The sequence below is a fragment of the Cupriavidus sp. LA-1 genome (assembly GCF_055385985.1).
This window is the reverse complement of record NZ_AP031388.1, coordinates 1,123,781-1,144,465: the sequence shown is the minus strand read 5'-3', so window position 1 is coordinate 1,144,465 and position 20,685 is coordinate 1,123,781. Positions and strand designations below refer to the sequence as shown.

Genomic DNA, 20,685 nt, shown 5'->3' with positions numbered 1-20,685 from the left:
CCGGGCGGCCTGCTTATTGCGGTGCGCCGGACACGGCGATGATCTGGCCGGTGATGTAGTTCGACTCGGGCGAGCAGAACAGGTAGACCCCGCCGGCGGCTTCGGCAGTGGTGCCGCCGCGCCCAAGCGGATTGCGCTGGGCGACAGTCCTGAGCCGCTCCGGGTTCAGGCCGACGCGGATGTCGCGGCCTTCGATGCTGATGGTGGCGCCGGCGTGCGCGTCGGCAGCCGTCATGCGGGTATGGATCAGGCCGAATGCGACGCAGTTCACATTGACATTGAAGCGGCCCCATTCGCGGCTCAGCGCGCGCGTCATGCCGATCACGCCCGCCTTTGCCGACGAGTAGTTCACCTGGCCCGCGTTGCCGTTCAGTCCCGATGTGGACGAGATATTGACGATCTTGCGATACACCTCGCGCCCGGCCTCCACATCCGCCTGGTGCAGCGCCTTGATATGCGGGTGGGCGGCGCGCAGGATGCGGAAGGGCGCGGTCATATGGCAATCGACGATGGCGTGCCATTGCTCGTCGGTCATCTTGTGGATGACATCGTCCCAGGTATAGCCGGCGTTGTTGACGATGATGTCGATGCCCTTGAAGGTGTTCATCGCCGTGCCGATGAAGCGCTCGGCAAAGTCGGGCGCGGTCACGTTGCCGATGCAGGCGACGGCCTCGGTCCCTTCCTTTCTCAGCAGTTCCACCGTCTCATGCGCAGGTTCGGCATCGAGGTCGTTGATGACCAGCCGCGCGCCTTCGCTGGCGAGTTTCATTGCGATGGCCTGGCCGATGCCCCGGCCCGAGCCGGTTACCAGGGCAACCTTGCCGTCAAGCTTTCCCATGTCTTGCTCCGTGGATGTCATTGGGTTCAGAACGCGACCACAGCGTCGCCAAGGACCCTGGTTTCGCCATACTGGTTTGCGCTGAGGACTTCCAGGGCGATGCGCTGCTCGCTGTCCTGCTCATACTTGCGGACCACCCGGCCGCTGCAGGTGATCTGGTGCCCGAGATGCGTAATGCCGGCAAAGCGCACGCCGAACTGGCGCAATTGGCGCTGGTCGACCCACTGGGTCAGCAGGCGGCCCAGCCAGGCCATCGACAGCATGCCGTGCGCAAACACGTCGGGCATGCCCGCGCGGCGCGCGTAGTCCAGGTCGATATGGATCGCGTTGTGATCGCCGGAGGCACCGGCGAACAGGGCGAGAGTGGTGCGGTTGACCGGTGCCAGCGTCAGGGGCGGCAGGGTCTGGCCAATCTCGATGTCACGGAAGTTCAGTGGGTGCATGCTGGTTCCCTCTTGCTCAGTTGCGATGCACCAGCACGCCGCGCAGGTCAGCGACGTGCTCGCCACGCTGGTTGGTCACGCGCGTCTCGCGCACCACGAAATCCAGCGCGCCGTTCTTGCGCGCATAGATATCGGCGATGCGGCTTTCGAAGCGCAGCACGTCGCCGGCGTAAGCCATGCGGTGGTAGGTGAAGGATTGCTCGCCGTGCAGCACCCGCGCTGGCTGGATCCCGATCTCGGCACGCCAGCTCCTGGCGGGCTGCTGGATCTCGAGCGAGAACAGGAAGGTGGGCGGCAGCGGGATGCCGGGATGGCCGGCGGCAAGCGCCGCGGCTTCGTCGAAGTAGACAGGGTTGCTCTCGCCGGTCGCCTTGGCGAAGAAGCGCAGCTGCCCCGCCTCCGCCGTGGCCTGGAACGCGGGAAGCGTCATGCCGATGTATTTCTTGTCGATCATGTCTGTGTCCGGTGTCTGGGTGTGCCGTCAGGCGCTGGCCCCGGCTCAGGCCGCCTGGTAGATGGTCACCACGCACGCGCCACCCAGGCCGACGTTGTGCGCCAGCGCAACCCTGGCGCCGTCGACCTGGCGCTGCGCCGCGGTGCCGCGCAACTGCTGGGTCAGCTCGTAGCACTGCGCCAGGCCGGTCGCGCCCAGCGGATGCCCCTTGGACAACAAGCCGCCCGACGGGTTGACCACCCACTTGCCGCCGTAGGTGTTGTCGCCGTCGTTGACCAGTTTCTCGGCGCCGCCTTCCTCGCACAGGCCCAGGCCCTCGTAGCTCAGCAGCTCGTTCTGCGCGAAGCAGTCGTGCAGCTCGATCACATCCACGTCGGTGGGGCCGACGCCTGCCTGCTCGTAGGCCTGGGCCGCCGCGGCACGGGTCATGTCGAAGCCCACCACGCGGATCATGTCCCGGGTCTCGAAGCTGCTCGGCGTGTCGGTGGTGACGGACTGCCCGGCAATCAGCACGTCGGTGCGCACCCCGTGCTTGCGCGCGAAGCGCTCGGACACCACGATCGCGGCGGCGGCGCCGCAGGTGGGCGGGCAGGCCATCAGGCGGGTCATCACGCCCTCCCACAACATCGGCGCGGCCATCACATCCTCGGTGGTGAGCACGTTGCGGAACACCGCCAGCGGGTTGTTGGCGGCGTGGCGGCTCGCCTTGGCACGGATGCTGGCGAAGGTCTCCAGCCGGGTGCCGTACTTCTGCATATGGGCCTGGCCGGCGCCGGCAAACTGGCGGATCGCGCCGGGCAGGTCGGGGCGGCCGATCAGTTCGTTGGCAAGCTTGCCGGCGCGCTCGGTGGCGCGCGGCCGGTCGGTCCACACCGACTTCAGCGCGCCCGCGCCCATCTCCTCGAAGCCCACGGCCAGCGCACAGTCCACGGCGCCGCTCTGCACCGCCTGGCGCGCCAGGAACAGCGCCGACGAGCCGGTGGCGCAGTTGTTGTTGACGTTGATGACCGGGATGCCGGTCATGCCGACGTGGTACAGGGCCTTCTGGCCGCAGGTGGAATCGCCGTACACGTAGCCCGCGTAGGCCTGCTGCACCTCGGCGTAGTCCAGGCCGGCATCGGCCAGCGCCTGCCCGACTGCCTGGGCGCCCATCACGTCGTAATGCTCGCTGGTGCCTGGCTTGCGGAACGGGATCATGCCGACGCCGGCAACGAAGACGCGACTTGTCATGTCAGTTTTCCTTGTTGAAGTGGAGATGAAGTTGGGGAGTCAGATGGGCGCCCCGGCGCATGCGCGCACGGTGCGCCAGGCCGCATCAGAGCTTGCGAGAGATCAGGTCGCGCATCACTTCGCTGGTGCCGCCGTAGATCCGTGACACGCGTGAGTCCGCAAAGGCGCGCGCCACGGGGTATTCCAGCATGTAGCCGTAGCCGCCATGCAGCTGCACCATCTCGTCGAGCGCCTTGCCCAGCGTCTCGGTGGCGAAGAGCTTGGCGACCGCGGCCTCTTCCAGCGTGAGGCGGCGGCGCATGTGCTCGCCGAGGTAGTAGTCGATCATCAGCCGCACCGCGATGGCCTGCGCCTTGATGTCGGCCAGCTTGAACCTGGTGTTCTGGAAGTCCCACACGGTCTGGTTGAAGGCCTTGCGCTCCTTCACGTACTTCAGCGTGTGCTCCAGGCAGACCTCCAGCTTGGCGGCGGCCGTGACCGCGATGGCAAAGCGTTCCTGCGGCAGCTCGCCCATCAGGTAGGAGAAGCCCATGCCTTCCTCGCCGAGGCGGTTGACGACCGGCACGCGCACGTCGTCGAAGAACAGCTCCGAGGTGTCCTGTGCCGGGCACCCGACCTTGTCCAGGTTGCGCCCGCGGCGGAAGCCCGCGCGGTCGCCTTCCACCACGATCAGGCTCACGCCCTTGGCACCGGCGCCGGGGTCGGTCTTGCAGACCACGATGATCAGGTCGGCGTTCAGGCCGTTGCTGATGAAGGTCTTGCTGCCGTTGATGACGTACTCGTCGCCTTCGCGCATGGCCGTGGTGCGGATGGCCTTCAGGTCGCTGCCGGTGCCGGGCTCGGTCATGGCAATCGCCAGGATGTACTCGCCGGAGCAGACCTTGGGCAGCCAGCGCTGCTTCTGCTCCTCGTTGCCGATCCGGTTGATGTATGGCGCGATGATGTCCGAGTGGACCCGGAAGCCCGGGCCGCTGACGCCGGTGCGGGCGAACTCCTCGGCAAAGACGGCCGCATGGCCGAAGTCGCCGCCGCCGCCGCCGTAGCGGGTCGGCAGGGTGACGCAGAGCAGGCCCTCGCGGCCGGCCTTGAGCCAGGTCTCGCGGTCGACCTTGCCGGCCTTGTCCCATTCGGCCTGCTTGTGGACGCATTCACGCTCCAGGAAGCGCCGTACCGTGGTGCGGTACATCTCGTGATCGTCGCGAAAGATGCTGCGGGGGATTTGCATGGAAGGCTCCGGATTGGATGGGGTCTGTTCCTGTGTGACGTCGGCAGCGAGCGCCGCATGCTGTCAAAGGTAGCCATCCGATGCGCGCGTCGAGCCACCCGCGGCGGGTGGCGCTGTCCCGGTGGCCGACCCGGCGTGGGGGGCGCTACCCGAGACGGGTGGCGTCTGCGCCCACCGGTGGCTGCTTTACTTCAGTCAGACGACACTGGCACCCGGAGCGCGGCAGGCGCCGGCCAGGACGATGCCGATAACAAGCAGACCAGGAGGTAGACAATGCAGTCAGGTTTCCCGACGAACGCCGGCGTGGTCGAACGGCCGCAGAGCCCGCTCAGGCTCGACAGGCAATATGCCCGCAACGGCGTGCCCGAGTGCCTGCACGTGCCGCAGACGACCCTGTTCGACAACCTCGAGATGTCGGCCCGGCGCTTTCCCGACAAGACGGCGATCCATTTCTACGACGCGTCCGTCAGCTATGCCGCCCTGCTGCATGACGTGGAGCGCATGGCGGGCTACCTGCAGCGCACCTGCGGCGTGCTGCGCGGCGACCGCGTGCTCCTGTTCAGCCAGAACTGCCCGCAGTTCATTGCCGCCTATTTCGCCATCCTGCGTGCTGATGCGGTGGTAGTGCCGGTCAATGCCATGCTGCTGCGCGAGGAAGTGCGGCATATCGCAACGGACAGCGGCGCGGTGGCGGCCTTCTGCGCGCATGAACTGGTTGGGGAGATCGCGCCGCTGGTCGGCGAGACCGCGCTCAGGCACCTGATCGTGCACGCCTATGGCGATGCGCTGCCGGACCAAGCCGGGGGCTTCAACATTCCCGACGCCGTGCGCGAACGCCTGCCGGCCGCGGGCATCTTGCCCGGCACGCGCTGGCACGACGCGCTGGCACAGGGGCAAGCGCCGGACGCGCCGCAGGCGCAGCCGGACGACCTGTGTCTGCTGCCCTATACCTCCGGCACGACCGGGGCGCCGAAGGCGTGCATGCACACCCACCGGACGGTCATGTCCTCGGTGGCGGGTTCGCGCCTGTGGCGGCACATCAATGCCGAATCGACCGCGCTGGCTTCCGCGCCATTCTTTCACCTGCTCGGACTGCAAGGGAGCATCAACGGCGTGTTCTACGCCGGCGGCACGGTCGTCATCCTGCCCCGCTGGGACAAGGTGGCTGCCGCGCAGCTGATTGAGCGCTACCGCGTGACGATGTTCGGCGGGCCGCCGCCGATGATTGTCGATTTCTTCTCGCAACCGGACCTGGCGCAGCGCGACCTGAGCAGCCTGACCCTGGTGGCCGGCGGCGGCGCGGCCATGCCGGAGGGCACGGCCCGGCTGATGCGCGAGCAGTACGGCCTGGAGTATGCGGAGGGCTATGGCCTGACCGAGACCGCGGCGTTCCTGCTGGCCAACCCCTTGCACCGGCTCAAGCCTGGCTGCCTGGGCGTGCGCACCTTCGGCGTGGACGCCCGCATTGTCGATCCCGCCACGCTGCAAGTGCTGCCGCAGGGCGAGACCGGCGAGATCGTCGCCCATGGCGCGCAGATCATGCTGGGCTACTGGAACAAGCCGCGCGCCAACGAAGAGAGCTTCGTGGTGATTGACGGCAAGCGCTTCTTCCGCACCGGCGACCTGGCCTATGTCGATGAAGACGGCTATTTCGTCATGCGCGACCGGCTCAAACGCATGATCAACGCGTCCGGCTACAAGGTCTGGCCCGCCGAGGTCGAAGCCATGCTGCACGGTCACCCGGCCATCCGCGAAGCCTGCGTGATCGCCAGCCGCGACGAACGCCGGGGCGAAACCGTCAAGGCCGTGATCGTGCTGATGCCGGCCATGCGCGACACCACCGCGGCCGACATCCTGGCCTGGTGCCGCGAGCGGATGGCCACCTACAAGGCACCGCGCATGGTCGAGATCGTCGACGCGCTGCCGCGCACGGCGACCGGGAAGATCGCCTGGCGCGAGCTGCAGGAGCTGGAGCTGCGGAAGTAGCGCGGCCCTGCATCGCCGCGCCTGCGTGATACGCATTCACACGGCAGCCGGTCGTCATGGCCTGCCTGCCGGCAATTCATCAATCATGAGGAGACATCAAGGTGACCAGCAAGACTATGGAAGGGAAGGTCGTCGTCGTAACCGGCGCGGGCCGCGGCATCGGCCGCGCGATTGCCATGCTGATGGCGGCGCATGGCGCCAGCGTGGTCGTCAATGATGCCGGCGTGTCGGTCAACGGCGAAGCCGGTGCGGAGAACCCCGCCGACGAGGTCGTCGGCCTGATCCGCGAGGCCGGCGGCGAAGCCGTGGCCAATGGCGACAGCGTGGCGCAAGCGGACAGTGCCCGGCGCATCGTCGAGGCGGCGGTGGACACCTTCGGCCGCATCGACTGCGTCATCAACAACGCCGGCATCCTGCGCGACCGCATCTTTCACCAGATGACCGGGGACGACTGGGAATCGGTGCTCAAGGTGCACCTGTTCGGCAGCTTCTACATGAGCCGCGCCGCGGCCGACCACTTCAAGGAGCAGAAGGGCGGCAGCTTCGTGCACATGACCTCCACCTCCGGGCTGGTGGGCAATTTCGGCCAGGCCAACTATGCCGCGGCAAAGATGGGCATCCTGGGCCTGTCCAAATCCATCGCGCTCGACATGGCCCGCTACAACGTGCGCTCGAACTGTATCTCGCCGTTTGCCTGGAGCCGCATGGTCGGCAGCATCCCGAATACCGGCGACCAGGAGAAGCGGCTGGAGAAGGCGCAGAAGCTGTCACCGGAGACCATCGCCCCGGTCGCGGTGTTCCTGGCCAGCGATGCGGCGCGCGACGTGACCGGGCAGATCTTCGCGGTGCGGCGCAATGAAGTGTTCCTGATCAACCATCCGCGGCCGGTGCGCTCCATGCACCGCGGCGAGGGCTGGACGCCGGAGACGCTGGCGGACCACATGCTGCCCGCGCTGAAGGCCTCGCTTGCGCCGCTGGACCGCTCGTCCGACGTTTTCTCCTGGGATCCGGTCTGACCTTCGGAAGCCGACATGATGAATACTGAACTGCAGGAAGAGGCGCTGGTGATTGCCGACTCGCTGATCCGCTTTATCGATCGCGAGGTGCTGCCGCTCGAACGCGAGCACAAGGAACTGCTGGCCAGCGAACGCACCATCTACGGTGCCGACGGCCGCTTCACCGCGCCCGTGGTGGCGCTGCGCCGGCAGGTGCGCATGCGCTCGGCGGAGCTGGGCTTCTACAACCTGTTCGCGCCGGAGGAACTCGGCGGTGGCGGGCTTGGTGCCCAGGCCGCGCTGGCGATCCAGGAGGCGGTGAATGCCAGATACGGGCCGGCGCGCACGCTGATCCAGAACGTGATCCTGCCATCTTCGTTCACCAACGGGTTGTCGCCGGTGCTGCGCCATCTCGACCCCGCGGTACTGGAGCGGTATCGCGACGGCCTGGCGCGGGGTGAGCAGACCATGTGCTTCGGGCTGAGCGAGCCGGACGCGGGCTCGGACGTCTTCGCCATGAAGACGCGCGCCGTGCGCGACGGCGACCACTGGGAGGTGACGGGGACCAAGCAATGGATCACCAACGCGCCCTATGCCGACCTGGCCATGGTCTTCGCGGTCACCGACGAGGCCCTGGCGCGCGAGCGCAAGGGCGGCATCTCCGGCTTCCTGGTGCCGACCAGCACGCCCGGCTTCAGCGTGCCAAGCGTGATCCCGACCATGGGCCACCTGGGCGCCGAGATCGGCATCGTCACGCTGGACAAGGTGCGTGTGCCCGACAGTCATCGCCTGGGCGAAGTGGGCAAGGGCCTGGCCGTGGCGCTGGGAGGCGTCAGCGTGGGCCGCTTGTCGATGGCCGGGACCTGCGTCGGGCTGGCGCGCTGGGCGCTGGACCAGGCGCTTGAGTATGCCAAGGTGCGCAAGACCTTCGGGCGCCCGATCGCGGACCACCAGGCGATCCAGTTCATGCTGGCGGAATCGGCCATGGATATCTACGCGGCCAAATGCATGGCGCAGAACTGCGCGGCCCGTGTGGACGCGGGCGAGCCTGCCACCAAGGAGGTCTCGATGACCAAGGCCTTCGCTACCGAGATGCTCAACCGCGTGATGGACCGCTGCATCCAGGTCCATGGTGCCATGGGGCTGACCAATGAGCTGAGGCTGGAAGCAGGCTTCCGGCTGGCGCGGACCATGCGCATTCCGGATGGCACGGCGGAGATCCAGCGCCGCACGGTGGCTGGCCGGCTGCTCGCCGGCGATACCGCGATCTGAGTCGGCGTTGCGGCACACACGGGAGGAACTGCTCAATGAGCATCAAGCGACGTGCCTGCATCGCAGGCGCATTCGAACACCCGACCCGCAAGGCGCCGGACAAGACCGTAGCCCAGCTGCACGCCGAATGCGCCAGGGGCGCGCTCGCGGATGCCGGCCTGACCTTGCAGGACGTGGACGGCTATTTCTGCGCGGGCGACGCGCCAGGCCTGGGCGTGCTCAATATGGTCGACTATCTCGGCCTGGGCGTGCGGCATGTCGATTCCAGCGAGACCGGCGGGTCTTCCTACCTGATCCACGTCGCGCATGCGGCGCAGGCGATCGCGGCGGGCAAGTGCAATGTCGCGCTGATCACGCTCGCTGGCCGGCCAAGGAGCGAAGGCTCCAGCGGACTGGTCCCGCGCGCTGCCAGCACGGCCACGCCGGACCTTGCCTTCGAACGGCCGTACGGCCCGCTGACCGTCAATATGTACGCGCTGGCCGCGGCACGGCATATGCATGAGTTCGGCACCACCAGCGAACAGCTGGCCTGGATCAAGGTCGCCGCCGCCGCGCATGCCCAGCACAACGCCAATGCCATGCTGCGCGAGCCGGTGACCGTCAGCGATGTGCTGGAGTCGCCCATGGTGTCCGACCCGCTGCACCGCCTTGACTGCTGCGTGGTCAGCGATGGCGGCGGAGCCCTGCTGGTGGTGCGCCCGGAGATCGCCCGCTCGCTCGGGCGCCCGGTCGTCAACATCCTGGGCGCGGGCGAGACCGTCAAGGGGCAGAGCAATGGCCAGGTGGACCTGAGCTATTCCGGCGCGGCGGTGTCCGGGCCGCTGGCCTTTGCCGAAGCGGGCGTGACGCCGGCAGATATCCAGTACGCGTCCATCTACGACAGCTTCACGATCACCGTGCTGATGCAGCTCGAGGACCTGGGCTTCTGCAAGAAGGGCGAAGGCGGGCGCTTCGTTGCCGACGGCAACCTGATTTCAGGCATCGGCAAACTGCCTTTCAATACCGACGGGGGCGGGCTCTGCAACAACCATCCGGCCAACCGGGGCGGTATCACCAAGGTCATCGAGGCAGTCAGGCAGCTGCGTGGCGAGGCGCACCCGAAAGTGCAGGTGCCGGACTGCCGCCTTGCCCTGGCGCAGGGCACCGGCGGGCTGCTGGGGTCGCGGCATGGCAGCGCGACGCTGATCCTGGAACGGGAGGCTTAAGACATGACCACGATCTATCAGGCGCGTCCGCTCGGGGCGCCCATCATCGACGCCGCCAACGAGCCGTTCTGGCGCGCGGCCGCGCAAGGCAGCCTGCTGATCGGGCATTGTCCCGCCTGCGGCAAGAGCCACTGGTATCCCCGCCCGCTTTGCCCCTATTGCCTGAGCGACACCGAATGGCGGCAGGCCAGCGGCCACGGCACGGTCTACAGCGTCAGCGTGACGCGCAAGGCCGGCCCGGTTGCTTATGCGATTGCCTATGTCCGGCTGGAAGAGGGCGTGACGATGCTGACCAATATCGTCGATACCGACCTGGATGCCGTGCGCATCGGCGACCGGGTCAGGGTTTGCTTCAAGCCCGCCGAGGGTGGCCACATGGTTCCCATGTTCACGCCGGCCTGACGGCAGCGCCCGGGGCCGGCGCTCCGGGCACGCGGCTACGGCTACGACTGCGGTGCGCCTGCCGGCGAGCCGAGGTCCAGCTCCAGGTTGCGTGCGCGCGCCACCGCTTCATCGCGCGTGGTGACGCCCAGCTTGCCGTAGATCTTCTTCAGGTGCCACTTCACCGTCTCCGGCGACAGGCCGAGCGCGCGCGCGATTTTCTTGTTCGGCATCGTTTGCGCCAGCAGCCGCAGCACATCGGCCTCGCGCTCGCTCAGGTCCAGCGCCGGCAGGCGCAGCGGACCCTGCCCGTCACCGACGGTGGCCAGGGCGGCTGAGCTGGCCTGCAGCGCCGCCTGCAGGCGCGCCACATAGAAACTGAGAATCGGGTCGGGCTGCCCCTGCGACAGGTCTGGCAAGAGCCTGGCGATCAGTGGCATGGCCGCCTGGTCGGCATCGAGCAGGCTGCGTACCAGGCCAAGCCGATGGCCCAGGCGCAGCGCGGCCAGGACCTCTGCGCGCGCCGCATCGGGGCGTTCGCGGCGGCTCTCGACCAGGGCATTCTGCAAGCGCAGCTGCGCCACCTGGCGCTGCCAGCCGCGGGCCTCGCAGCGGGCAATCAGGGACGTCAGCCGGATATGCGCGCCGTGGAAGTCCTCATGCGCGATGCAGCGGCGGATATGGGCCTGCTGCGTGACCGCTCGGATCTCGTCCAGCGCACTGGGTCCGGGCTGGTCGTAGCGCGCATCGATGGCGTCCAGCCGCGCCAGGCAGGCGTCGGCCGCATCCAGCTCGCCGCCTGACAGATGGCGCGTGACCCGCGCGGCCAGCGCATGGGCGAGCAGCCGGTCCAGGCCCAGCTGCGTCGCATAGTCTTCCAGGCGATCGAGATAGGCGAACGCGTCCAGCGGGTGGCCCAAGACCCAGTGCGCGGCCGACAAGGTCAGCAGGACCTTCAGCACGGAGTCGGGGATCGACACGCGCTCGAGCATGTCGACGCGCTCTTCGAGCAGCCGGATGGCGCCTGCTGCGTCGTTGTGCTCATACAAGACGTCGGCGAGCAGCGCGGCCGAGAAGTAGGCGGCCTCCGAGCACAGGTTGCTTTGCTGTTCGGCTTCGCGCAGCACCTCGCGGCTGATGCGCTCGACCTGCAGCATCTGGCCTTCCAGTGCATAGCTGAAGCCCATCAGGCTGCGTCCGCTCAGGCTGCCGGCGGTGGAGCCGGTCAGCGGCGTACCGTCGAGCAGCAAGGGTGGCCCGTCGCACTGGAAGCTGCGCGCGCGTTCGTATTCGCCCCGGTGCATATAGAGCCATGACAGCAGCACGCGACGCGTGCCGGTGACGATGGCATCGTCGTGCGAGGACGCCTGCAGCAGCTCGGGCAGGACCGACATGGCGGCGTCCGTGTCGTCGCGTTGCAGTGCCAGCACGCCACGCAGCACGGTCAGCGTGACCCGCGACGTGGTGTCGTCGGGCGGGATATCGGCCTGCAGGCGATCCATCGCGGCGGCGGCCGCATCGAATTCGCGGGCATAGAGCTGCATGCGCAGCTTCCAGAACCGCAGGCCGATGCGGGCCTGGATCTGCTCGGGCGGCAACAGCCGCACCAGCCGCACCACCCGGCGCAGCTCACCCCGGCTGAACAGGCTCCGGGCACTTTGCAAGACCAGGTCGGCGGCAGCGTCGGCCTCGCCGCCCAGCACCGCGTGGCGCACGGCTTCCTCGATATGGCCATGCGTGCGGAACCATCGCCAGGCGGCGACATGCACCTGCCGCTGCAGGATCTCGCTCCATCCGTGGAAACGCTCGAGCAGGGTCTCGCGCAGCAAGGGATGGAGCCGGTACCACGAACCGGGCTCGGCGCCCTCGATCGGCACGATGAACAGGTTGTCGCATTCCAGGCGCGCCAGCAGTGCCGCCACCTCGGCCAGCGGCTGGGCTGGCTCGGTCAGCGCCGCGCACAGCGCGGTGCAGAAGCGGTCGCTGCTCGCCACCCGGATCAGCAGCGCGGTCTCGCTCGGCGACAGGCGCGACAGCACCTCGCGTTCAAAATACTCGGTGAACGCGCCCGCGTTCTGCACATGCGCGCGCACCATGCTGTCAGCCAGCGAGGCCGTGCCGGTGGCTTGCTTCCTGCGCTTCCAGTGCGCGGCGAAGAGATGCAGGCCTGCCACCCAGCCATCGGTCAGTTCATGCAGGGTACGGGCGTCGCGCGGGCTGATTTGGTCGAGCTGGGCGTTCAGGAACTGCTCTGATTCCGGCAACGTGAAGCGCAGGTCGCGCTGGTCCAGTTCCAGCACCAGTCCCTGGTCGCGCAGGCGGGCCAGGGACAGCGGCACCGCGGCACGGGACAGCAGCACGAGGTGGAAATTGGGCGGGGCGTAGTCCAGCAGCCATTGCAAGGCTTCGCGGATACGGGCGCCTGTCAGGTGGTGGAAATCGTCCAGGATCAGCGTCACATCGCGCTGATGGACGGCAATGCCGTGCAGCAGCGAAATCACCGCGCATTCCACGGCCTCGGTATTGGTGGCCCGTCCGGCCAGCAGGGCCGCTTCGCGCGTGATGGCGGGATCGGTCTGTTCCAGGCTGCCCAGCAGGCTCTCAAGCCAGCGCCCGGGCTCATTGTCGTCCTCGGTGAGGGTCAGCCAGGCGACGTCGAAATTCAGCGCCAGCAGCGCCTGCCGCCAGGCCACCAGCGTGGTGCTCTTGCCGCATCCCGCGGGGCCCTGCAGTACCAGGCAACGCTTGTGCCGAGCCTCGAACAGCTGGGTCAGCAGCCGTTCACGCGCGAGAACGCGGGCCGGGCCGCGCGGCGGCAGAAACTTGTTGACTGCATCCGGGTCCGGCGCAGTGCTGTGGTGTAGACCTTGCAGCATATTGGACACATACCTTGTAGCCGGGATCGGGCAGGTCCGGACCGATGGCGCGGTGTACCGAAGTGAGCCTTGATTGTACGGGAAACCTCCTTCTCGTAGCGCGGGAAAGGGCCGGCGCCCGTTACCAGCGGCAGCCATGGTCGAACGGCTGTCGACGCCTGGTTCTATCCTGCCCGTCGAAGCGGCGGCTATTTGCCAGAAGGGTGCGGCGCTACGCCGGCCGGGAGTGCGCGTGCCACGGGCACCGCGGCCAGCGTCTGGCGAATCCCCTCGACATAGCTCGTCTTCCGGATCGGCCCGATCAGCCGCTGCAGCGCCGAGTCGTCCATGATCAGCGGCTCCGTCATCAGGTAGTGCATCTCCACCAGTTCGCGCATGAACGGGTTGAACAGGCCCAGCAGGCGCAGCATCGCCTTGCCGGCGACGCGCAGCTTCAGCGCGCGTCCGGTCTGTCGCTCCATTTCCGAGACCAGCGCGCGCTGCGTCGTGACACCGGCGCCCGCCAGGTGCCAGATCTTGCCGAATGCCGCCGGCGTGTCGATCAGCCGGGCCACCACCGGGCCCACGTCGGGCACATAGATGAACTCGTGTGACTGGTCGACGGGCCCGACCATGTCGGCCGTGCCGCCATGCACCGCTGCCTGCGCGGCGCGGTGCAGCAGGCTGGCCTGCACGCCCGGGCCATAGAAGTCAGGCAGCCGCAGCACCGTGGCGCGAATGCGCCCGCTGGCGCTGGCCTGCATCAGCAGGTCCTCCTGGGCCTTGCGCATGCGGCCCTTGAAGGTATGGGGCTCGCGCGGATGGTCTTCGCGGACCGGGTTGCCGGTCCGCACCCGGCCGTAGGGATAGACGGTGCCGATCAGGATGACGTTCTTCACGCCCGCGGCCACGGCTCCGTCCAGCGTCTTGCGCATCAGTTCGGGGTGCAGCTGGAACTGCCAGTAGTCAACGCCGACCATGTAGACCAGCGTCTCGATGCCGCTGGCGGCGGCCTGCACCGACTCGGGCGAATCGGGGTTCCAGGTGACGAGCTCGGCCAGCGGATCCGTCCCGAACGCCGCGCGCAGGCTGCCTTCGTTGCGGCCGACCACGCGGTAGGGCTGGCCCTTGCTGCGCAGCGCGGCGGCCACGCTTTGACCGATGGCCCCGGCTGCGCCGAAGAGTGCGACCTTGGACATGGGGAATCTCCTTTTGAGTTGGCACCTTTGGCTGAAACCGGCTTCAGTCTGCGATCCCTGCGGCTAAAAGGAAATTGCCTATAATCGCTTGGCGGCTATATAAAAATGCATAGCAATGCTAAAAAGCGAACCGAACTGGGAGTGGTACCGGAGCTTCCTTCATGTGCTGGAGACCGGCTCGCTGTCCGCGGCGGGACGGGCAATGGGCCTGACGCAGCCGACCGTCGGCCGGCATGTCGACAGCCTGGAGGCCGCCCTGGGGCTGAAGTTGTTCACCCGCTCGTTCGACGGCTTCGCGCCGACCGACGCGGCGCACGAGCTCAAGCCCTACGCCGCCGGCCTTGCCGCGACGGCTGCGGCGATGCGACGCGTCGCCAGCGGCCACGGCACGGGCGTGCGCGGCACCGTCCGCCTGTCGGCGAGCGAAGTGATCGGCGTCGAAGTCTTGCCGCCGATCCTGACGGCGCTGCGCAACGAGCATCCGGCACTGGAAATCGAACTGGTGCTGTCGAACCAGGCAGACGACCTGCTGCGCCGCGAAGCGGATATCGCGGTGCGGATGTTCCGCCCGGAGCAGGAAGCGCTGGTGGCCACGCGCGTTGGCGCGATCGAACTGGGCCTGCATGCCCACGACAGCTATCTGGCCGCCCATGGCGTGCCAAAGTCGCTGGCGGAGCTGCCCCGTTTTGCGCTGATCGGCTTCGACCAGGAGAACGCCTTTATCCGTCGGCTGCAGGCAAGGTTCAAAGCGTTGTCGCGCGACGCCTTCTCCTTCCGCGCGAACAGCGACCTGGCCCAGCTGGGCGCGATACGCGCGGGATTAGGCATCGGCGTATGCCAGTCGGCGCTGGCGGCGCAGGATCCGCGGCTGGTCAGGATCCTGCACAAGCAGTTCTCGCTGACCCTGGATACCTGGGTCGCGATGCACGAAGACCTGCGCGGGAGCGCGCGCTGCGCGGTGACGTTTGCCGCGCTGGCCGCGGGGCTGCGCGCCTACGCCGAAGGGGCGTAGCATTGGCAAGCTCAGCCCGCAGCGCTCTCCTGCGCCGCGTCGTATTGCCCCAGGCAGGCCATGCCATTCAGCCGCGAGCGCTGCAGCAGTGCCCGTTGCGCTTGCGCCGCGTTGGCGGCGTCGCCGCGCCAGGCCTTCAGGGGCGGCTCCTGCAAGGCGCGCCCGTAAGAGAAGGACAGCCGCCAGGGCAGCGGGGCCAGCCGGTTCATGGCGTCGAGATTGACGGTGGCCTCGGTGGGCGTCTGGCCGCCGGACAGGAAGAAGATGCCCGGCACCGCCGCCGGCACCGTGCGCCTGAGCACCTGCACGGTCTGCATGGCAACCTCGGCCGGCGCCGCGTGCCCGGCCTCCTTGCCGGGCAGCACCATGCTGGGCTTGAGCAGCATGTGCTCGAGCACCACCGCATGCCGGTGCAAGGCGTGAAACACTTCATGCAGCACGGCCTCGGTGACCTCGGCGCAACGCGCCATGGTGTGTGCGCCATCCATCAGCACCTCGGGCTCGACAATGGGCACCACGCCCGATTCCTGGCAGATGGCGGCATAGCGTGCCAGAGCCTCCGCATTGGCCTGGATGGCTGCCCAGCCCGGCAGTCGGTCAGACACGTTGTAGACCGCACGCCACTTGGCAAAGCGCGCACCTTGCTGGCGATAACCGGCAAGCCGCCTGGCCAGCCCGTCGAGACCCTCGGTGACCTCGTCCCCGGGGGCCAGGGCAAGCGCGATCTTGCCCTTGTCCACCTTGATGCCGGGCACGATGCCCTGGCGCGCGGCCAGTTCCGGCAGCGGCGTGCCGTCGTCGGCGCGCTGGCCCAGCGTTTCCTCGTACAGGATCACGCCGCTGATGAACTCACCAAGGCCTGGTGCCGACAAGAGCAGGTTGCGCCACGCGCGGCGGTTTTCCTCGCTCGATTCCACCCCGATGCGCTCGAACCGCTTGGCGATCGTCGGCCCGCTCTCGTCGGCCGCCAGCAGCCCTTTGCCCGCTTGTGCCAGGGCGTCGACGGTGGCTTGCAGTTCGCTTCTTGTGTCCATGATCAGGCTCCGCGCAGGTGACATAGGAACAAGCATTTGCCCGAAAGTCCATTCGCGCAAGGGAGCTGAGGGCGTGTGGCCCGTCCCCATGGTGCCCGCCCGAACATTTCGCGCAGCCTGCCCGGAGGCTGCCGGAGCCCTGGGCTGATGGCCTGCCCGGGCGGGGGTGTGGGATAATTGCCGCTTTGCCCAGGGCGCAGCTCAAGAGGTTGCTCGCACGGGCGCGCAAGGGCCCTTATTCCCGTGGCCCGCTTCCTTTCTGCGATATTTCTTCAGCAATAAGATGCCCACATACCGTTCCAAAACCTCCACCGCCGGCCGCAACATGGCGGGGGCGCGCTCCCTGTGGCGCGCCACCGGCATGAAAGACGAAGACTTCTCCAAGCCCATCATTGCGGTGGTCAATTCCTTCACCCAGTTCGTGCCCGGGCACGTGCACCTGAAGGACCTGGGCCAGCTGGTCGCGCGCGAGATCGAGGCCGCGGGCGGCGTGGCCAAGGAATTCAACACCATCGCGGTCGATGACGGCATCGCCATGGGCCACGACGGCATGCTGTATTCGCTGCCCAGCCGCGACATCATCGCGGACTCGGTGGAATACATGGTCAATGCGCACTGCGCCGACGCCATGGTGTGCATCTCCAACTGCGACAAGATCACCCCCGGCATGCTGATGGCCGCCATGCGGCTCAACATCCCGGTGATCTTCGTCTCCGGCGGCCCCATGGAAGCCGGCAAGACGCGCCTGGCCAATCCCGTCACCAAGGCTATGGAGTTCAAGAAGCTCGACCTGGTGGACGCCATGGTGATCGCGGCCGACAGCGCCTATTCCGACGCCGACGTGGCCGAGGTGGAGCGCTCCGCCTGCCCGACCTGCGGCTCGTGCTCGGGCATGTTCACCGCCAATTCCATGAACTGCCTGACCGAGGCGCTGGGCCTGTCGCTGCCCGGCAACGGCACCGTGGTGGCCACGCACGCCGACCGCGAACAGCTGTTCAAGCGCGCCGGCAGCCGCATCGTGGAACTGGCCCGCCAGTACTACGAGCAGGAAGACGCGCGCATCCTGCCGCGCGCGGTGGGTTTCAAGGCGTTCGAAAACGCCATGACGCTGGATATCGCCATGGGCGGCTCGACCAACACCATCCTGCACCTGCTGGCGATCGCGCGCGAGGCGGAAATCGACTTCGACATGACCGACATCGACCGCCTGTCGCGCGTCGTGCCGCAGCTGTGCAAGGTGGCGCCCAACACCAACAAGTACCACATCGAAGACGTGCACCGCGCGGGCGGCATCATGGCCATCCTGGGCGAACTGGAGCGCGCCGGCAAGCTGCATACCGACGTGCCCACGGTGCACGCCCCCACGCTCAGGGACGCGCTGGAGCAGTGGGACATCAGCCGCACCCGGGACGAAGCCGTCAGGAACTTCTACCTGGCCGGCCCGGCGGGCATCCCCACCCAGGTGGCGTTCAGCCAGAACACGCGCTGGCCCAGCCTGGACCTGGACCGCGCCGAGGGCTGCATCCGCTCCTACGAGCATGCCTTCTCCAAGGAAGGCGGCCTGGCGGTGCTGACCGGCAATATCGCGCTCGACGGCTGCGTGGTGAAGACTGCCGGCGTGGACGAGAGCATCCTCGTGTTCGAGGGCACGGCCCACGTCACCGAGTCGCAGGACGAGGCGGTGGAGAACATCCTCAACGACAAGGTCAAGGCCGGCGATGTGGTGATCGTGCGCTACGAAGGCCCCAAGGGCGGCCCCGGCATGCAGGAGATGCTCTATCCCACCAGCTATATCAAGTCCAAGGGCCTGGGCAAGGCCTGCGCGCTGCTGACGGACGGCCGCTTCTCCGGCGGTACCTCGGGTTTGTCCATCGGCCACTGCTCGCCCGAAGCGGCAGCCGGCGGCGCCATCGGCCTGGTGCGTGACGGCGACAAGATCCGCATCGATATTCCCAACCGCACGATCAACGTGCTGCTGTCCGATGAGGAACTGGCGAGCCGCCGCGAGGAACAGAACGCCAAGGGGTGGAAGCCGGTCAAGCAGCGTCCGCGCAAGGTTTCCGCTGCACTGAAGGCTTATGCCAAGCTGGTGATGTCGGCGGATAAGGGGGCGGTGCGGGACTTGTCGTTGCTGGACGATTGAGTCTGCGGCGAAGCGCTGGTCCGTTTGCCGGGAAGGCCGCTCTGCTGAGCGGCTTTTTCTTTGGTTCTCTTCGCCGATCTGCGGGATGGGGGAGGGTCGCAAAGCGACTCCTCACGGTCATTCGCACACTGATGTGCAAACGGCCGAGGCTCATAAGTCTCAATCGGTAGCGATCTCTACAACATTGCAGTAGTCCGTACGGCACCCTATGCTGCCGTCATGACTCCCAAGACCAACTCCTGGCTCCTTCTGATCGTCAGCCTGCCAACTGCGGGCGCGACCGCGCGCATGCGCATCTGGCGTGCGGTCAAGGCGCTCGGCTGCGCTGCCTTGCGCGACGGTGCCTATCTTCTGCCTGAGAATGCCGAGCAAGCGGCGCCATTTCGCGAGCTTGCCGACGAGACACAGCAGGAAGACGGCAAGGCATGGCTACTACGCGTCGAGGCCCTGGGGGTGGACGACGTGGCCGCCTACCAGGCCTTGTTCGACCGCACCGCAGACTACACCGAGTGGCTGACCGGATTGTCAGAAGCACGCAAGACGTTGACCGGGCTTGGCACGCCCGAGCTCAATCGGCTGTATCGCCGCCATAGCCGAGCCTATGAGGCCATTCGGAAGATCGATTTCTTCCCCAATGAGGCGTCCATCCGCGCGGAAGCGCAATGGCGAGACTTTTCCGGTGCGATCGAGGCCATTTTGTCGCCTGGCGAACCGCGCGCCGCCGCCGGCAGCATTCCCCGGCGCGACCCCGCCCAATATCAAGGCCGCCTCTGGGCGACCCGCCGCCACTTATGGGTCGACCGCGTTGCCTGTGCGTGGCTGATCCAGCGGTTCATCGACCCGCACGCCCGTTTTCTGTGGCTGGAAAGCCTGACGGACTGCCCACCCGATGCCCTTGGCTTCGACTTCGACGGCGCAACCTTCACGCATGTCGACGGCCGCGTGTCGTTCGAGGTGCTGCTCGCGAGCTTTGGACTCGACGATAACCACGGACTGGCCCGGCTCGGCGCGATGGTGCACGCGCTGGACGTCGGCGGCTCGACGGTGCCCGAGGCTGGCGGATTCGAAGCCGTTCTCGCCGGCGCGCGTAAGCGGTTGGCCGATGACGATGCGCTCCTCGATGAGATCGGGGGCGTCCTGGATTCCCTCTACGCGCATTTCTCCAGCGGTCGGAAGTCAAGTTAACTCAATCGAAAAAGCCAATGAACTCGCCCCAGCAAATTGACACTGCACCGCCGCCTTCATCCCACGAACGCCCGGCCTACACGCTGTGGCAAATCGTCGTGTACTTCCTGCGGCTAGGCACCTTCGGCTTCGGTGGCCCGGTGGCACTGGCCGGCTATATGCATCGCGACCTGGTCGAGGCGCGGCGCTGGATCACCGACGGCGACTACAAGGAAGGCCTCGCGCTCGCGCAACTGGCGCCCGGGCCGCTGGCGGCGCAACTGGCCATCTATCTCGGCTACGTGCATTACCGCATCCTCGGCGCAACGCTCGTCGGCATCGCCTTTGTGCTGCCGTCGTTCCTGATGGTGGTGGCACTCGGTTGGGCCTATGTACGCTTCGGTGGACTGACCTGGATGCAGTCGGTGTTCTACGGCGTGGGTGCCGCCGTGATCGGCATCATTGCGATCAGCGCCTACAAGCTCACTAACAAGAGCGTGGGCAAAGACAAGCTGCTTTGGTTCGTCTATCTGGTCCTCGCTGCCGTGACAGTGATCACCGAGTCGGAAGTGGCGTGGCTGTTCCTTGCAGGCGGTGTCCTGGTGTGGTTCTGGCGCGCGCCACCCAAATGGCTACGCCAGGGCAAGGTGAATGCACTGGCGGCAACACCTCTGCCGGCGGCAAGCGGCATGCTGAGCACGATTGACTGGCCGCTGCTGGCACAGATCGGCGTCTTCTTCGCCAAGGCCGGTGCCTTTGTATTCGGCTCGGGCCTGGCCATCGTTCCCTTCCTCTACGGTGGCGTGGTGACCGAACACCATTGGTTGAACGACAAGCAGTTTGTCGATGCGGTCGCTGTCGCCATGATCACGCCGGGGCCGGTGGTCATCACCGTCGGATTCATCGGCTACCTGGTCGCCGGTCTGCCTGGTGCCTGCGTGGCAGCGGCCGGTACCTTCCTGCCGTGCTACCTGTTCACCATCCTGCCGGCGCCGTACTTCAAGAAGTACGGCAAGTTGCCCGCGATCCTGGCCTTCGTGGATGGCGTTACGGCCGCCGCGGTCGGCGCCATCACCGGTGCGGTCATCGTGCTGGCCAAGCGCTCGATCGTCGATATTCCTACGGCCCTGCTGGCGCTGGTCACCGTCGCACTGCTGCTGAAGTTCAAGAAGCTGTCGGAGCCCGTGATCGTTGTCGGTGCCGCCTTGATCGGGCTGGCCGCGTATCCGCTGTTGCACCATTGAGCTGC

17 protein-coding genes are annotated in these 20,685 nt (G+C 67.2%); 9 read left to right on the top strand and 8 right to left on the bottom strand.

The window, feature by feature from the left end:
- Nucleotides 1-13 precede the first annotated feature (13 nt).
- The 5 genes from ACZ5MJ_RS24415 to ACZ5MJ_RS24395 form a co-directional block, all read right to left on the bottom strand.
- On the bottom strand, nucleotides 14-838 hold the full coding sequence (locus tag ACZ5MJ_RS24415; RefSeq protein WP_464226243.1) for an SDR family NAD(P)-dependent oxidoreductase: 825 nt from the start codon (nucleotides 836-838) through the stop codon (nucleotides 14-16).
- 26 nt (nucleotides 839-864) lie between these two features.
- On the bottom strand, nucleotides 865-1,281 hold the full coding sequence (locus tag ACZ5MJ_RS24410) for a MaoC family dehydratase (protein ID WP_464226241.1): 417 nt from the start codon (nucleotides 1,279-1,281) through the stop codon (nucleotides 865-867).
- A 16-nt stretch (nucleotides 1,282-1,297) separates the two neighbouring features.
- Nucleotides 1,298-1,735, bottom strand: a complete 438-nt coding sequence (locus ACZ5MJ_RS24405) for a MaoC family dehydratase N-terminal domain-containing protein (protein WP_340530129.1) — start codon at nucleotides 1,733-1,735, stop codon at nucleotides 1,298-1,300.
- A gap of 45 nt (nucleotides 1,736-1,780) precedes the next feature.
- Nucleotides 1,781-2,965: a lipid-transfer protein gene (locus ACZ5MJ_RS24400; RefSeq protein ID WP_464226240.1), complete on the bottom strand. Its 1,185-nt coding sequence runs from the start codon at nucleotides 2,963-2,965 to the stop codon at nucleotides 1,781-1,783.
- Nucleotides 2,966-3,050: 85 nt separating this feature from the next.
- A complete protein-coding gene (locus ACZ5MJ_RS24395) occupies nucleotides 3,051-4,190 on the bottom strand; it encodes an acyl-CoA dehydrogenase family protein (protein ID WP_464226239.1) in 1,140 nt (379 codons plus the stop codon).
- A gap of 273 nt (nucleotides 4,191-4,463) precedes the next feature.
- On the opposite strand from ACZ5MJ_RS24395, the gene ACZ5MJ_RS24390 reads away from it, so the two are divergent.
- From ACZ5MJ_RS24390 to ACZ5MJ_RS24370, 5 genes are all read left to right on the top strand, one after another.
- Nucleotides 4,464-6,176: a long-chain fatty acid--CoA ligase gene (locus ACZ5MJ_RS24390; protein ID WP_464226238.1), complete on the top strand. Its 1,713-nt coding sequence runs from the start codon at nucleotides 4,464-4,466 to the stop codon at nucleotides 6,174-6,176.
- A 101-nt stretch (nucleotides 6,177-6,277) separates the two neighbouring features.
- Nucleotides 6,278-7,192, top strand: a complete 915-nt coding sequence (locus ACZ5MJ_RS24385; protein WP_464226237.1) for an SDR family oxidoreductase — start codon at nucleotides 6,278-6,280, stop codon at nucleotides 7,190-7,192.
- Between the two features lie 15 nt (nucleotides 7,193-7,207).
- On the top strand, nucleotides 7,208-8,443 hold the full coding sequence (locus tag ACZ5MJ_RS24380; protein WP_464226236.1) for an acyl-CoA dehydrogenase family protein: 1,236 nt from the start codon (nucleotides 7,208-7,210) through the stop codon (nucleotides 8,441-8,443).
- A gap of 35 nt (nucleotides 8,444-8,478) precedes the next feature.
- A complete protein-coding gene (locus tag ACZ5MJ_RS24375) occupies nucleotides 8,479-9,648 on the top strand; it encodes a thiolase domain-containing protein (RefSeq protein WP_464226235.1) in 1,170 nt (389 codons plus the stop codon).
- Nucleotides 9,649-9,651: 3 nt separating this feature from the next.
- Entirely contained in the window at nucleotides 9,652-10,050 is a 399-nt protein-coding gene (locus ACZ5MJ_RS24370; protein ID WP_464226234.1) for a Zn-ribbon domain-containing OB-fold protein, read from the top strand.
- Between the two features lie 41 nt (nucleotides 10,051-10,091).
- Here the strand turns inward: ACZ5MJ_RS24370 and ACZ5MJ_RS24365 are convergent, their stop codons facing one another.
- Together ACZ5MJ_RS24365 and ACZ5MJ_RS24360 are read right to left on the bottom strand one after the other, a co-directional pair.
- Entirely contained in the window at nucleotides 10,092-12,905 is a 2,814-nt protein-coding gene (locus ACZ5MJ_RS24365; RefSeq protein ID WP_464226233.1) for a LuxR C-terminal-related transcriptional regulator, read from the bottom strand.
- 188 nt (nucleotides 12,906-13,093) lie between these two features.
- On the bottom strand, nucleotides 13,094-14,083 hold the full coding sequence (locus tag ACZ5MJ_RS24360) for an NAD-dependent epimerase/dehydratase family protein (protein ID WP_464226232.1): 990 nt from the start codon (nucleotides 14,081-14,083) through the stop codon (nucleotides 13,094-13,096).
- Between the two features lie 115 nt (nucleotides 14,084-14,198).
- Here ACZ5MJ_RS24360 and ACZ5MJ_RS24355 point away from each other — a divergent pair, with 115 nt between their 5' ends.
- Nucleotides 14,199-15,095 (top strand): LysR family transcriptional regulator, encoded by an 897-nt coding sequence (locus ACZ5MJ_RS24355; protein WP_464226231.1) that lies wholly within the window; start codon nucleotides 14,199-14,201, stop codon nucleotides 15,093-15,095.
- An 11-nt stretch (nucleotides 15,096-15,106) separates the two neighbouring features.
- Here ACZ5MJ_RS24355 and ACZ5MJ_RS24350 read toward each other — a convergent pair whose 3' ends face one another.
- Nucleotides 15,107-16,129: a class I fructose-bisphosphate aldolase gene (locus ACZ5MJ_RS24350; RefSeq protein WP_464226229.1), complete on the bottom strand. Its 1,023-nt coding sequence runs from the start codon at nucleotides 16,127-16,129 to the stop codon at nucleotides 15,107-15,109.
- 283 nt (nucleotides 16,130-16,412) lie between these two features.
- Between ACZ5MJ_RS24350 and ilvD the strand changes: the two genes are divergently transcribed.
- The 3 genes from ilvD to ACZ5MJ_RS24335 all read left to right on the top strand — a co-directional run bounded on the left by ilvD (nucleotide 16,413) and on the right by ACZ5MJ_RS24335 (nucleotide 20,680).
- Entirely contained in the window at nucleotides 16,413-18,272 is a 1,860-nt protein-coding gene (gene ilvD / locus ACZ5MJ_RS24345) for a dihydroxy-acid dehydratase (RefSeq protein WP_464226228.1), read from the top strand.
- A gap of 219 nt (nucleotides 18,273-18,491) precedes the next feature.
- Nucleotides 18,492-19,457 carry a chromate resistance protein ChrB domain-containing protein gene (locus ACZ5MJ_RS24340; RefSeq protein ID WP_464226226.1) on the top strand — a complete coding sequence of 322 codons (966 nt, stop codon included), beginning with the start codon at nucleotides 18,492-18,494 and terminating at the stop codon, nucleotides 19,455-19,457.
- 17 nt (nucleotides 19,458-19,474) lie between these two features.
- Nucleotides 19,475-20,680: a chromate transporter gene (locus ACZ5MJ_RS24335; protein WP_464226225.1), complete on the top strand. Its 1,206-nt coding sequence runs from the start codon at nucleotides 19,475-19,477 to the stop codon at nucleotides 20,678-20,680.
- Nucleotides 20,681-20,685: the final 5 nt, after the last annotated feature.